Source organism: Actinoplanes flavus, from assembly GCF_017592555.1.
GTDB lineage: Bacteria > Actinomycetota > Actinomycetes > Mycobacteriales > Micromonosporaceae > Actinoplanes > Actinoplanes flavus.
The window spans coordinates 183,190-196,116 of record NZ_JAGFNS010000008.1 but is presented as its reverse complement, the minus strand read 5'-3'; the positions used below and the strand labels follow the sequence as shown (position 1 = coordinate 196,116).

The following is a 12,927-nucleotide window of genomic DNA, read 5'->3' as shown; positions in this document are numbered from 1 at the left end:
CACCCCGGGGGCCGTGCCCCTGCCCCCCCCCGGGGCCCCCGCCCCCCCCGCGGGCCCCACGGTCCGACAACGGGAGCCGACAGATGACGACGATCGCCGATACCCGCCGCCGGCGCGGCCGGGTCGTCGCGCGCAACACCGCGGTGGGCTGGTCCTTCCTGCTGCCGAACTTCGCCGGCTTCGTGATCCTCACGATGGTGCCGGTCGTGCTGCTGTTCTACTACGCGTTCACCGAATGGGACGTGTTCGGCGGCGCCACCTGGACCGGGCTGGACAACTTCCGGCAGATGGCCCGGGACACCAGCTTCTGGACGGCGCTGCGCAACACCCTCTACTACGCGGCCTTCCACATCCCGCTCACCCTCGGCGTCTCCCTCGGGCTGGCGCTGCTGCTCAACCGCAGACTGCGCGGGGTGGCCTTCTTCCGGACGGTCGCGTTCTTCCCGTACATCACCTCGATCGTGGCCATCGCCCAGATCTGGAACATGCTGTTCAGCCCCGGGTTCGGGCCGGTCAACGAGGTGCTGCGATGGATCGGCGTGGACCACCCGCCCGGCTGGACCACCTCGGCGGACGCCTCGATGCCGGCCGTCATCGTGGTCGGCACCTGGCGGTACATGGGCTACTACATGCTGCTCTTCCTCGCCGGGTTGCAGACCATCCCGGCCCAGCTGTACGAGGCGGCGCTCGTCGACGGCGCGAGCGCGTGGCAGCGGTTCCGCGCGGTCACCCTGCCCGGGCTGCGGCACACCACCTTCTTCATCACCGTGCTGCTCACCATCGAGAGCTTCAAGGTCCTCGACCTGATCCTGGTGATGACCGACGGCGGGCCCGGCCAGTCCACGCTGGTGCTGTCGCAGTACATCTTCCAGAAGGGCTTCGAGGAGAACCAGTTCGGCTACGCGTCCGCGGTCTCGGTCGTGCTGTTCGCCATCTGCTTCCTGGTGACGGTCGTCCAGTTCGTCGTCAACAAACGCCGGAGCGCCTGATGACCACCCTGCTGCAAACCCCGCCGTCCCGGGTCGCCGACGACGAACTCCAGCCGGTCCGGCGGCTGTCCGGGGGCCGGCGCGTCCTCGGCTACCTCACCCTCGGCGTGGCCGCCGTCGTGGTGCTGCTGCCGTTCTACTGGATGGTCATGTCGTCGTTGAAGAGCAACAACGACGTCTTCACCGTCCCCGTCCAGTGGATCGCGACCGACCCGGTGTGGAGCAACTACCTCGACATCTGGTCCAAGTCCGACATGACGACCTGGCTGGGCAACACCGTCCTGCTGTCCGCGGTGGTCACCCTGTTGCAGGTGTTCACCGGCAGCTTCGCGGCGTACGGCTTCGCCAAGGTCCGCTTCCCCGGCCGCGACGTGCTGTTCCTCGCCTACATCGGCACCCTCGCCGTGCCGTGGCAGTCGTACATGGTGCCGCAGTTCGTGATGATGTCGAAACTCCAGCTCACCGACACGCTGTGGGCGATCGTGGCCCTCCAGGCGTTCGGCGCGCTCGGCGTGTTCCTGATGAAACAGTTCTACGAGACCGTCCCGGACGAGCTGATCGACGCGGCCCGCATCGACGGCATGAGCGAGTACGGCATCTACCGCCGGATCATGCTGCCGCTGTCCGTGCCCGCGCTGGCCAGCCTCACCCTCATCACGCTGGTCACCACATGGAACGACTACCTCGGGCCGCTGCTCTACCTGCGCAGCCCCGACCTGTGGACGATCCAGCTCGGTCTCAAGTCGTTCATCAGCCAGTACAACGCCGAGTACGCGCTGATCATGACGGGGTCGGTGCTGTCCGTCCTGCCGATCCTGGTGATCTTCCTGGCCGGGCAGCGCTACTTCGTCGAGGGCATCGCGACCACGGGGCTGAAAGGATGACCGCCGGCCGGATCCTGCGGGGCGCCCACCTCGCCCTGACGACGAACCTGCTGCTCGCGGTGGCCTGCTCCCCGCTGCTCGCGGTGCTGCTGACCAGCGACCCCGGGCGGACCTGGCCGCTGCTGGTGCTGTTCGCGCCACTGGGCGGGCCCGCGCTGGTCGCCACGTTCACCGTGCTCCGGTCGTACCCCGATGGTGTGGTCCTGGAGTTTTGGCGGGCCTGGCGCCGATCGGCGCGGCGCGCGCTGACCACCGGGATCGTCGCGACGCTCGCGCTGCTGGTCCTCGGCGTGGACGCCCGGTGGGCCTGGGGGCGGCCGATCGGCGCGGCCGTGCTGCCGCCGATCGTCGTCGCCATGACGCTGACCGCCGTCACCACCCTGCTCGTGCTGGTCCTGCTCGCCGAACGACCAGCCGTCCGGCTGCGCGACGCCGCCCGCGCCGGCGTCTACCTCGCGGTGCGCCGCTGGTATCTGAGCCTCTTCTCGCTCACCGTGCTGGCCGTGTTCGAGGCACTGCTGGCGGCCCGCCCGGCGCTCGCCATCGGTGTCGCGGCCGCCCCACTGCTGTACGTCGTCGGGGCCAACAGCCGATTCACGCTGGCCCCCGCCCTGACCGCATGAGCCACCGAACGGAAGGACACCATGACGGCGATCGCCGACCAGACCGGAACTGCCGTGACCGCCGCCCTGCGCACCATCGACGCCAACCTCGCCGCGTTCGGCGACCGTTACCCGAGTGACACCACCGACAACGGCCGGTACCGGCCGCGGCCGGCGAACACCGGGTGGACCACCAGTTTCTGGCCCGGCATGCTGTGGCTCGCCCACGCCCTGACCGGCGACGACACCTACCGGAAGGCGGCGGCCGCCCACGTGCGCGCCTTCGCCGACCGGATCGACGGCGGCGTCGACCTCGACACCCACGACCTCGGCTTCCTCTACACGCTGTCGTGCGTCACCGCCTGGCGGCGCGGGCGTGACCCCGAGGCCAAACGGGCCGCGCTGGCCGCCGCCGACCACCTGCTCACCCGGGTGCTGCCGTCCGCCGGCATCATCCAGGCCTGGGGCGACCTCGCCGACCCACGACAGCAGGGCCGCACCATCGTCGACAGCCTGATGAACACACCCCTGCTGTTCTGGGCCAGCCGCACCACCGGCGACCCCCGGTACGCGGCCGCCGCCCGCCGGCACACCGCCCAGCTGCGCGATCACATCCTGCGGCCGGACGACACCACCTACCACACCTTCTACTGGGATCCGGCCACCGGCGAACCCCTGCGCGGGGAGACCGAGCAGGGCAGCGCCGACGAGTCCTGCTGGGCGCGCGGGCAGGCGTGGGGCATCTACGGCTTCACCCTCAACCACCAGTACACCGGCGATCCCACCCTGCTGGCGGCGGCGGTCCGCTGCGCCGACTACTTCCTCGCCCACCTGCCCGCCGACGGCGTCGCCCACTGGGACCTGATCTTCGCCCGCGACCCGGCCACCGGCGAGGAACGCGACAGTTCGGCGGCCGCGATCGCGGTCAACGGGCTCCTCGAACTCGCCGCCGCCGTCCCGAACCGGGCCGACCGCTACCGGGCCGAGGCGGGGCGCATCCTGCGGTCGCTGATCGACGGCTACTCGACCCTGACCCGGCCCGGCTCCAACGCGCTGCTGCTGCACGGCGTCTACGACAAACCCAAAGGCGTCGGCGTCGACGAGGGAAACCTGTGGGGCGACTACTTCTACCTGGAAGCCCTCACCCGCGTCACCCGTCCCGGCTGGACCCACCCCTGGTAAGGAGCACCTCTTCCATGGACTACCGCTACCACTGCTACATCCCGGCCGGGAACGGGATGAACCCACTGCCGTTCAACCCGTGCTCACTGCTCGACTTCCAGCTGGTCCGACTCGGCGCCGGCGAGACCTGGTCGGGATCCTCCGGAGACCGGGAGATCCTCGCCGTCATCCTCGGCGGCAGCGCGCACTTCACCGTCGGCGGGGAGAAGTTCGCCGCCGTCGGGGGCCGGGCCGACGTGTTCTCCGGCAAACCCCATTCCGTCTACATCCCGTACGGCAGCGACGTCACCATCGAAGCCATCACACCGGTCGAGATCGCCCTGCCCAGCGCGCCCAGCGACCTGGCCACCGCCCCGTATGTCATCGAACCCGGACAGGTCGCCTCCGGACGGTGGGGCGCGGCCAACTTCGGGCGCGGCTACCACCAGATCCTCACCGAGATCGCCCAGCCCACCCTGCCGGCCCGGCGCCTCATCGTCGGGGAGACCTTCACCCCGTCCGGGAACTGGAGCACCTACCCGCCGCACCGGCACAAGAACGACAACCTGCCCGCGGAGGCCGCGCACGAGGAGATGTACTACTTCCGGGTCGCCCCGGCGGGCGGCTTCGGGATCTGCCGTATGTACACCGACGAGGGATACGAGGAGAACTTCACCGTCCGCGACCACGGCGTCCACATGATGCCCGAGGGCTACCACACCGTGGTCAGCGCGCCCGGCTACACCACCTACTACCTGTGGTTCCTCGCCGGGACCCAGCGCACCCAGGGCGCCCACGAGGACACCGGCCTGTCCTGGGTGACCAAGACCGTGCCGATGCTGCGCGACCTGGGCCACTGATGATCCTGGACAGCTTCCGGCTGGACGGACGGGTCGCCCTCGTCACCGGCGGGAACCGCGGCCTCGGCCGGGCCTGCGCGGAGGCCCTCACCTCCGCCGGCGCCAAGGTCGTCGCCGTCGACAGCAAGACCCTCGATCTTCGTACGGCGGACCTGCACTCCTACGTGGCCGGCCTCGGCCGGCTCGACATCCTGGTGAACAACGCCGGGATCATCCGGCGGGCACCGGCCGCCGACGTGACCGGCGACGACTGGGACGACGTCCTCAGCGTCAACCTGGACGCGACCTTCCACCTCAGCCAGGCGGCCGGCCGGGTCATGCTCACCCAGGGACACGGGAAGATCATCAACATCGCCTCCATGCTGTCCTTCCAAGGGGGCATCCGGGTGCCGGCCTACACCGCGTCGAAACACGCCGTCCTCGGGCTGACCAGGGCGCTCGCCAACGAGTGGGCCGGGCGCGGCGTCAACGTCAACGCGATCGCGCCGGGCTACATGGCCACCGACAACACCGCCGAACTCCGTGCCGACCCGGACCGCGCGCCCGCCATCCTGGACCGGATCCCGGCCGGGCGGTGGGGCACCCCGGACGACCTCAAGGGCGCGGTCGTGTTCCTCGCCTCGGACGCCGCCCGCTACGTCCACGGCGCGGTCCTCCCGGTCGACGGGGGATGGCTGGCCCGCTGATCCGCTGCCCGCTGGTACGCCTGCCCATCGGTTCGCTGGCCCGCCGGCCGCTCACGGGGAGCGGGCCGGCAAACCGGCGCCCGGCGTCCGGGTGATTCGGGCCGTCGTGGCCGTTCGCCCGCGAGTTCGAGGCGGGCCGCTCCAGGGCGAGGGCGGCCACTGTTCACGACGGCCGGGGGGACATGCCCGCGGCCGTGTAGATGGCGTCCAGGGTTCGCATCTGCGCCACCGCGTCGGCCGGGCCGGTGCCGCTGTCGTCGCCGTCACGGAAGGCCTCCAGCTGGTACGTGTAGGTGGAACGCCGGTCGGCCGGCTCCACCCGGCTGCCGTGGCCGCCGCGGACGCGGATCCTGCCGCGCATCTGCGGGTGGTAGGGCCAGGAGACGCGCATCCGGCCGTCCTCGCCGGCGACCTCCAGGGTGGCGCCGATGAGGTGCCGTGACCAGATCGACGACACGATGCGGCCCTCGACTCCGGATGCGAAGCGCAGGGTCGCGGTGATCAGCCGGTCGATGCCGCCGCGTTGCCAGGCCCGGGCCGCGGTGACCTCCGGGGCCGGTCCGAACAGGTCACGGAGCTGGCGTACCGGGTAATAGCCGACGTCGAGCAGGCCGCCACCGCCCAGGGTGAGGTCCCAGCGGATGTCCCGGCCGGGCGGGACCGGCGCGCAGAACGTGGCGCGGGCCGCGGTGATCCGGCCCAGCTCGCCGGAGGCGATGATCTCCCGTAGCCGGGCCTGCAACGGATGGTGGTGGGAGTGGTAGGCCTCCATCACGACGCTGTCCGACGACGCGGCGACCTCCGCGACCTGCTCGGCCGCGGCGGTGTTGCTGGTGAACGGCTTCTCGCACAGCACGTGTTTGCCGGCTTCGATCGCGGCGATGGTCCAGGGCGCGTGCAGGGCCGCGGGCAGCGGGATGTAGACGGCGTTCACCACCGGGTCGGCCAGCAGCGCCTGGTACGACGGGTGCACGTGACCGATGCCGTGCTGTGCCGCGTACCGCCGGGCCCGGTCGGGGTCCCGGGCGGCGATCGCCACCACCTCGACACCGTCGACGGTGCGGGCCGGGTCGATCAGGGCGGCCTTCACGATGCGGGCGGCGCCGAGCACACCGATGCGCATCGGTTCGATGGACGTGTTCACGCCCCTCACTGTCTCCCGCCGCCGTCGCCGTTGAGCGCGGGTTTCCCGCGGACCTTTGCAGATGGTGAAAACGGCTCAACCGTGACGCCCGCCGCACCGTGCTCCTGTCAGCGGGGCGGTCCGGCACTCGGGCGGCCCGGGCACGACAGGGAGTGACACCGCGCCCATGACCGAACAGATCGAAGCAGATCCTCGGCGTACGTTCGCCGACAGCCTTCAGGAGCTGCGGGTGGCAGCGGGATCGCCGTCGCTGCGCTGGCTGGCCGAGCGCATCCGGCGACGCTCCGCCGACACGCTGGGCTCAGCGCCCCGGGGAAACCCGGGCCGGGCCTTACGGGGAACGGGCAAGTCGAGCATCGACGACAAGCTCAAGGGCGACTCGCTGCCGTCGCTGGAATGGCTGCACCTGTTCGTCGACGCGTGCGCGGCCTGGTCGCGATCGCACGGCTCGGGTCTGACCGACGCCATGGTCGACCGCAACGTGTGGTTCCGCCGCCTCGCGGAGATGCTCAAGGAACTGGAGCTCGACCGGCACAACGACATCCGCTCGGCCGACGCCAGTGAGAGGCTACGGATGCTCGCCGTGCCGCGCCGCCTCCCACCCACCGCGCCGTACTTCGTCGGGCGTGACACCGAACTCGCCGCGTTGACGGCCGCGCTGAACGACACCGGAGGGGCGCCGGCCGCGCCGGGCGTCGCCGTCATCTCCGGGCTCCCCGGTTCGGGCAAGAGCAGCCTGGCCGTGTGGTGGGCACACCTCGTCGCCGATCGCTTCCCGGCCGGACAGCTCTACCTCGACCTGCGTCAGCCCGACGGCACCCCGCTTCGGCCCGGTCAGGCGGCGCGGGCGTTGTTGTTCCAGCTGGGTGAACGGCCCGCGGCCTCCGACGACGAGCAGGCGGAGGCGCTTCGCGGCCGCCTCGCCGGACAGCAGGTGCTGATCGTCCTCGACAACGCCGAATCCGCCGACCAGATACTTCCGTTGCTACCCGCGGCGAGGGAGTCCTTCGTCGTCGTCACCGGCCGCTCGGCCCTCGATCGGCTCATCGAGGACACCGCGGCCCAGGCGGTGCGCGTCGAGCCGTTCACCTCCGCCCAGGCCCGCGTTCTGCTGGTGGAGCGCCTCGGCGAGAAGGTCGTCGCCGCGGACCCGGCGGCGACCGGGACGGTCGTGACGGGCTGCGCCGGCCTGCCCCTGGCGGTGAACGTCGCCGCGGCGCTGGTGGAGAGGAACCGGGAATCCTCACTCCGCCGGCTGGCCGATGCGGTGACTTCGGCGCAGCAACGGCTGGGCGCCGGGCGCGGCGCCCAGGTCGAGCAGATCTTCCGGCTGTCCTATGCCGATCTGGAGCCTGAGGCGGCCCGTGTCTTCCGGCTGCTCGGCGTGCACCCCGGGCCGTTCGTGACCCAGGGCGTGGTGGCGAGCCTCGCCGCGACGGCCGTCCGGGAGGCCGGCCGCGTCATCGGATCCCTGGTGGACCGGCACCTGCTGGAGGAACGGCAGTCCGGACGGTACGGCCTGCACGATCTGTTGCGGGAGAACGCGATGGTGCTGGCCGACGCCGAGGAGACCGCCGCCGAGCGACGGGACGCCATCGCCCGGGCCGTCGACTTCTATCTGCACAACGCCCACCGGGCCGCCATGGCGTGGGATCCACAACGCGATCCGCTCATCCTGCCGCCCGCCGCGCCCGACGTCCCCGTGGAGAGGGTCGCCGGTGACGCCGAAGGGCTCGACTGGCTGAGACGCCACCACCTCAGCGTGATGCGGATGATCCCGATCGCGGTCGACCTCGGTTTCGACACCCACGCTTGGCAGCTGGCCTGGACGATGAGCGACTTCCTCAATCGTCAGGGCTACTGGCACGACCTGGCGACGGCGGTCGAACACGGCCTGGTCGCGGCGCGCCGGTGCGGGGACGAACGCGCCGAAGCCCGGATGCGGCGGCTGTTGGGGCGCACGTACGCGCTTCTCGACCGCCTCGACGACAGCGACACTCACCTGGAGGCGGCGCTGCGACTGTGGACCGCGGCGGACGACCACGCCGGCCGGGCGCACACGTACATCGATCTCAGTCGCAACGCCGGCGCCCGCAAGCTCTACTCCCACGGAGCCGAACTCGCGCGGCGCGCCGCGGAGTGCTACGCGGCGGCCGGCAACGCCGCGGGAGAGGCCAACGCGCTCAACGCCGTCGGCTGGTATGCGAGTCTCGGCGGCGCGCATGAACAGGCCCTCGCCGTGTGCCAGGAGGCGCTGCTGCGCAACCGCGCGGCGGGCGACCGGTCCGGTGAGGCGGCGACCCTGGACAGCATCGGCGCCGCGCACCTGGAGCTCGGCGATCTGCGGAGCGCCGAGGCCAACCTGGTGGCGGCCGCCGCGTTGTTCGCCGAGACCGGCGACCCGGGGGAGCAGGCCGGTTCGCTCAGGCGGCTCGCCGCCGTCCATCTCGAGGCGGCCCGGCGAGCCCTGCGCCAGGCGGTCGAACTCTTCGAGGGCGTCGGCGCGCAATCCGCCGCGCGGGAGGCGCGAAGCACGCTCGACCGCCTCTGCTGACGGCCCCCGGAGCCCTGGGGCGCCGGGGGCCGCCGCGGTCAGCGGTTGACGATGACGCCCTGGTTGTCGGTGGCGTTGGGGCCGACGCCACCGACCCCGCCGACGTGCCGGTTGGTGACCTTGCTGATCAGTGCGCCGGCGGCCATGACGGTGGCCTTGCGGCCGAGCGGCGATGCCCAGATGGCCTTCGCGACGGGAACGATTGCCTGGATCATGACTCCTCCTGAGTCCACATAGGTGCCGTTGCCGACCATCTTTCTGCGGATCCAGAGGTGTCCGAGCCGATTCCGGACACTTTCCCGGCGCCCGGACCGGCCCGTCACCATCACGATCAAAACCATCGTCGGGTACGCGCGCCGCGCACCGCATCGGACCACGGCCGAACCCGTCCAGCGGGGAGCCGGCCGGTCCTCTCCGGGGCCGGAGTCCCGGTCAGAAGCCGGGGAAGACGGCGCGCAGCCGGTCGAGGGTGATGTTGCCGGTCACCGTGGTGCCGGCCGGGGTGTGTTCCGGCGCGAGGCGCCCGTAGAGCAGCCGCAACACGGACTCCAGCGAGCCGGTGAACGTCGCCGTGGCCGGCAGGGGCTCGGTGGTGAGCCGCGCCGCGTCGTCGACGACCAGCCGGTACGCCGTACCGCTGATCTCGACCACCGCGTGGTCGGGCGCCTCCTTCGGCCTGGCGATGAAGCCGAGCAGGAAGGCCAGGCCGCCGCTGAGGTGTTCGGCGAGCACCTCGGCCGAGCCGTCGGCGAGGGTGGCCGCCGGGTCCAGGCCGGCCCGGACGTCCCAGGTGTGGTGGGCCACCTCGCTCAGCCGCAGCGCGGTGAATGATGCGAACGGTACCGGATCGGGCAGGAAGGTCCGGACCCGCAGCTCCTCGTGCCGGTCCTCGGGCACCGATTCGAGGCCGGTGACCAGCGCCTGATTCGCGGTGAGAGAGCCGGTGGCCTGCTCCCGTGGGCCCAGCGCGTTCCAGCGGTCCCACACGCCCTGGTTGAAGTCGGGGCCGGGCGCCTCGGCGTCACCGGTCGCCGCCCGGAAGCCGGCGAGCGTGATCTCGGCGCCGCTGCCCAGGTGGGACAGGACGTCGGCGATCGTCCAGGCGGAGGCGCCGGACGGGCCGGTGAGCCGCTCGTCGGGGAGGCCGGGAACGAGAGCCGCGAGGGCGTCGTGCTCACTGCGCAGGGCCGCGATGGTGCGGCCGGCGAGAGTCGTCATCGGCCAAGCGTAGATCGGAACCCGCCGTGCGGAGCCCTGTCCCAGCGGGCCGCGCCATCGATTCGTGGTGGACCGCCACGCCCTGAGCGGAGCCCGTCCACGATGGCCGCTGAGACGTACCCGTTGTCGCGTTGTGGGCGTTTCCCGGCGGACCGCGGCCGCGGCGCGCACCCTTGACGGAGGATCCGGCGCCCGTGCCGGCCCCGACCTGAGGAGGATCCGTCGTGACGCATCACGTGTACCGGCTCACCGAAGTCGTCGGCAGCAGCCCGACCAGTGTCGACGACGCCATCCGCACGGCGATCGCCAAGGCCGCGGAGACGATCCGCAACATCGAGTGGTTCGAGGCCAGGGAGATCCGCGGTCAGGTCGTCGACGGGGCGGTGGCCCACTACCAGGTGCTGGTGAAGCTGGGCTTCCGGGTCGACGACTGACCGATCAGCAGGGCGCCGGGGGACGGGCGGGCCGGGCTCTCCCCGTACCCCGGATGGTCTTGATCTGTCGTGTCGCGGTCGAGCGCCTGCCGGCAGGCGCTGAGCCGCCGTGCCAGGCCGGGCCGGGTTCGGGCCAGCCCGGCCAGGTCGGCGCGCATGTCGAGCAGTTGCGCCCAGAGCACGCCGCGGCCCTGGTCGAGTAGTTCGGCGGCCGGGCCGGCGCCGGCGGCGGTGAGGGTGGCCGCCGCCGCGTCCGTGGCCAGCAGCGCCGTGTGCAGCCGCAACAGATGCTGCCGGTCGGTGTAGGTGATCCCGGTCCACACGAGCAGCGGCAGCATCTCGACCGCGATGCGGAACCAGCGCGCGGCGTCGGCGGCCTGTCCGGCCTCGGCCAGCGCTCCCGCGCAGACCGCCGCCGCCTGAACGCGGACGCGGGCCGGCGCGCCGTCGGCCCGCGCCGCCGACGACAACAGCGAGACCGCTTCGGCCAGATCGCCGGGCTGGTCCCGGCGCAGCAGGCAGCCGGCGAGGTTGATCCGGTAGCCGGGCAGGTCCGACGGCTGACCGACGGCCGCGTCCAGGCAGCGCCGCGCCAGGGCGACGGCCTCGCCGATCGCGTCCGGGTCACCGAACTGTTCCGACAGCTGGCGCAGGGCGATGGCCAGGTTGGTGAGGTACAGCGCCCGGTCCGGGCTGTCCGGAGGGCTGCTGTCGACGGCCTCCCGCCCGGCGGTGATCGCCTGCCGCAGGTCGGGTTCGCTGCCGGTGAGCTCGGCGCGGGTCTGCAGGGCGATGCCCAGATCCGACAGCATCGTCGCCCGGTCCCCGTCGGTGTGCGGTGTCCCGTCGACCGCGCGGCGGCCGGCGGCGACCGCCTCGTCGAGGACGTCGAGGCGGCCGGTGTGCTGATGCAGGGCGAGGAGAGAACCGACGAGGTTGCCCGGCGACCCGCTGTCCGCCGCGCGCCGTCCCGCCTCGACGGCCTGAACGAGATCGGTCACCGAACCGGTCGACTCGTACCGGCGGAACAGCGCCAGCCCGAGCTGGCTCAGCGCCTGGTGAAGGGCCTGATCGGTACGGGCGTGATCCACGGCCTCCCGCAGCACCGCCAGAGCGTGCCGCAGGTCCGCGGCGGCGCCGGTGGCCTTGTAGCGGGCCTGGAGCAGCACACCGAGCGTCCGCAGCCGTTCCGGCTGACCGGCGGCGCCCGCCGCGCCGAGCGCGCGGGCCCGCTCGGCGGCGCGCACCGCCTCGTCGAGGGCGGCGAGGTCGCCGCCGCGCCGGAACCGGTCGTACAGGCTCACGCTCAGGCCGGCCAGCGCCCCGGCGGCCGTCTCGTCGGGGCCGGTGACGATGCCGGACGCCGCCCGCGCGCTGCGCATCGCCTCGGCCGGCTGGTCCTTCTCGAGCAGCAGGCCGCTCAGCGTGCAGAGCGCGACCACCTGATCCGGTGGTGTCCCGGTCGTGGCCCGCACCGCCCGGCGGGCGGCCCGCAGCGCCTTGGCCAGGTGATTCCCGTTGCGGGTGACCGCGAACCGGGTGGCGAGGACGATGCCGTGCAGCAGCAGGACGGCCCCGCGTTCGGGATGACCGGCCGGGTAGGCCCGGACGGCCCGCTCGGCGCCGACGGCCAGTTCCGCCATCGCCTCGGCCGACGGTTCGCGGCCGGCCCGGTACCCCTGCGCCAGGACCAGCTGGCGCAGCGCCGGACCGGCGGCACCGGCGGAGGCGGCCCGGACGGCCTCGGCCGCGGCGGCGCAGGCGGCGTCCGGTTCGGACCGCAGCAGCAGAACCCGGGACAGGTCGATCAGGAGCGTGGCGTGCTCGCGTCCCGGTTCGGAGCCACCGCCGTCGACCAGACGGCGCAACACGCCGACCAGTTCGTCCAGGTCGTCATCGCGGGGTTCGGCCGCGACCCGGGCGCCGAGGGCGATGGCGAAGTTCGTGACGATCAGATGCTCGTCCGGGTCGCCGGGCGGGACCAGGCCCGCCGCCTCCCGGCCCAGGTCGACGGCGTACGCGAGGTCCTCGTCGCGGCCGGTCAGGTCGAATCGCATCCGGTGGTGGAATCCGAGGTTGGACGTGGTCAGCGCGCGGTCCGGATCGTCCGGCCCGCGTACCGCGAGGGCGCGCCGCCCGTACCGGATCGCGGTGTCGAGGTCGGCGGGGTCGCCCGCGCTCTCGAAGCGGGCCTGCAGGGCGAGGGCGGCGTCGGCCGGCCAGTTCGGACCGGCGGCGCCGAAAGCGGCGGCGAAGCCGTCGACGGCATGGTCCAGCGTCGCCGCATCCCCTGACCTCCGCCAGCGCCGGTAGGCGCGCAGCGCCGTCGTCAGAACGGCATCCACCAGCGTCCCTCCCGGCCGAACCGGACGGCCGTCGTGCCGGACCGCCTCTC

At 72.5% G+C, this 12,927-nt stretch carries 12 protein-coding genes; 8 read left to right on the top strand and 4 right to left on the bottom strand.

Annotated elements, in window-relative coordinates; translation table 11 throughout:
• Positions 1 to 83 precede the first annotated feature (83 nt).
• From J5X75_RS14470 to J5X75_RS14445, 6 genes are read left to right on the top strand one after another with little or no spacing between them, the layout of a single operon-like run.
• Positions 84 to 989 (top strand): carbohydrate ABC transporter permease, encoded by a 906-nt coding sequence (locus J5X75_RS14470; RefSeq protein ID WP_208467882.1) that lies wholly within the window; start codon positions 84 to 86, stop codon positions 987 to 989.
• Positions 989 to 1,873 carry a carbohydrate ABC transporter permease gene (locus J5X75_RS14465; protein ID WP_208467881.1) on the top strand — a complete coding sequence of 295 codons (885 nt, stop codon included), beginning with the start codon at positions 989 to 991 and terminating at the stop codon, positions 1,871 to 1,873. The genes J5X75_RS14470 and J5X75_RS14465 overlap by 1 nt, the downstream gene beginning before the upstream one ends.
• On the top strand, positions 1,870 to 2,496 hold the full coding sequence (locus tag J5X75_RS14460; protein WP_208467880.1) for a hypothetical protein: 627 nt from the start codon (positions 1,870 to 1,872) through the stop codon (positions 2,494 to 2,496). Before J5X75_RS14465 ends, J5X75_RS14460 begins: the two co-directional genes overlap by 4 nt.
• A gap of 21 nt (positions 2,497 to 2,517) precedes the next feature.
• Complete coding sequence (locus J5X75_RS14455) at positions 2,518 to 3,657, top strand: glycoside hydrolase family 88 protein (RefSeq protein ID WP_208467879.1); 1,140 nt, start codon at positions 2,518 to 2,520, stop codon at positions 3,655 to 3,657.
• Positions 3,658 to 3,671: 14 nt separating this feature from the next.
• Entirely contained in the window at positions 3,672 to 4,496 is an 825-nt protein-coding gene (iolB, locus tag J5X75_RS14450; RefSeq protein ID WP_208467878.1) for a 5-deoxy-glucuronate isomerase, read from the top strand.
• Positions 4,496 to 5,182, top strand: coding sequence for an SDR family oxidoreductase (locus tag J5X75_RS14445; protein WP_208467877.1), 687 nt, complete (start codon positions 4,496 to 4,498; stop codon positions 5,180 to 5,182). The genes iolB and J5X75_RS14445 overlap by 1 nt, the downstream gene beginning before the upstream one ends.
• A 163-nt stretch (positions 5,183 to 5,345) precedes the next feature.
• Here J5X75_RS14445 and J5X75_RS14440 read toward each other — a convergent pair whose 3' ends face one another.
• A complete protein-coding gene (locus J5X75_RS14440; protein WP_208467876.1) occupies positions 5,346 to 6,326 on the bottom strand; it encodes a Gfo/Idh/MocA family protein in 981 nt (326 codons plus the stop codon).
• A 166-nt stretch (positions 6,327 to 6,492) separates the two neighbouring features.
• Here J5X75_RS14440 and J5X75_RS14435 point away from each other — a divergent pair, with 166 nt between their 5' ends.
• Entirely contained in the window at positions 6,493 to 8,880 is a 2,388-nt protein-coding gene (locus J5X75_RS14435) for an ATP-binding protein (RefSeq protein ID WP_208467875.1), read from the top strand.
• Positions 8,881 to 8,918: 38 nt separating this feature from the next.
• On the opposite strand, the gene J5X75_RS14430 is transcribed toward J5X75_RS14435, so the two are convergent.
• Together J5X75_RS14430 and J5X75_RS14425 are read right to left on the bottom strand one after the other, a co-directional pair.
• The gene (locus tag J5X75_RS14430; RefSeq protein WP_208467874.1) at positions 8,919 to 9,095 is read right to left on the bottom strand and encodes a hypothetical protein; all 177 of its coding nucleotides are present in this window, start codon (positions 9,093 to 9,095) and stop codon (positions 8,919 to 8,921) included.
• A 217-nt stretch (positions 9,096 to 9,312) separates the two neighbouring features.
• Positions 9,313 to 10,098: a maleylpyruvate isomerase family mycothiol-dependent enzyme gene (locus tag J5X75_RS14425; protein WP_208467873.1), complete on the bottom strand. Its 786-nt coding sequence runs from the start codon at positions 10,096 to 10,098 to the stop codon at positions 9,313 to 9,315.
• Positions 10,099 to 10,322: 224 nt separating this feature from the next.
• Here J5X75_RS14425 and J5X75_RS14420 point away from each other — a divergent pair, with 224 nt between their 5' ends.
• Positions 10,323 to 10,532, top strand: a complete 210-nt coding sequence (locus J5X75_RS14420; RefSeq protein WP_208467872.1) for a dodecin — start codon at positions 10,323 to 10,325, stop codon at positions 10,530 to 10,532.
• Here the strand turns inward: J5X75_RS14420 and J5X75_RS45955 are convergent.
• Positions 10,490 to 12,877: a tetratricopeptide repeat protein gene (locus J5X75_RS45955; protein ID WP_208467871.1), complete on the bottom strand. Its 2,388-nt coding sequence runs from the start codon at positions 12,875 to 12,877 to the stop codon at positions 10,490 to 10,492. The genes J5X75_RS14420 and J5X75_RS45955 overlap by 43 nt on opposite strands.
• Between the last annotated feature and the right edge of the window lie 50 nt (positions 12,878 to 12,927).

Coding starts and splice junctions, on each gene's coding strand:
- J5X75_RS14470 (WP_208467882.1), top strand. CDS start 84: ATGACGACGATCGCCGATACCCGCCGCCGGCGCGGCCGGGTCGTCGCG.
- J5X75_RS14430 (WP_208467874.1), bottom strand. CDS start 9,095: ATGATCCAGGCAATCGTTCCCGTCGCGAAGGCCATCTGGGCATCGCCG.
- J5X75_RS14465 (WP_208467881.1), top strand. CDS start 989: ATGACCACCCTGCTGCAAACCCCGCCGTCCCGGGTCGCCGACGACGAA.
- J5X75_RS14460 (WP_208467880.1), top strand. CDS start 1,870: ATGACCGCCGGCCGGATCCTGCGGGGCGCCCACCTCGCCCTGACGACG.
- iolB (WP_208467878.1), top strand. CDS start 3,672: ATGGACTACCGCTACCACTGCTACATCCCGGCCGGGAACGGGATGAAC.
- J5X75_RS14455 (WP_208467879.1), top strand. CDS start 2,518: ATGACGGCGATCGCCGACCAGACCGGAACTGCCGTGACCGCCGCCCTG.
- J5X75_RS14435 (WP_208467875.1), top strand. CDS start 6,493: ATGACCGAACAGATCGAAGCAGATCCTCGGCGTACGTTCGCCGACAGC.
- J5X75_RS14445 (WP_208467877.1), top strand. CDS start 4,496: ATGATCCTGGACAGCTTCCGGCTGGACGGACGGGTCGCCCTCGTCACC.
- J5X75_RS14425 (WP_208467873.1), bottom strand. CDS start 10,098: ATGACGACTCTCGCCGGCCGCACCATCGCGGCCCTGCGCAGTGAGCAC.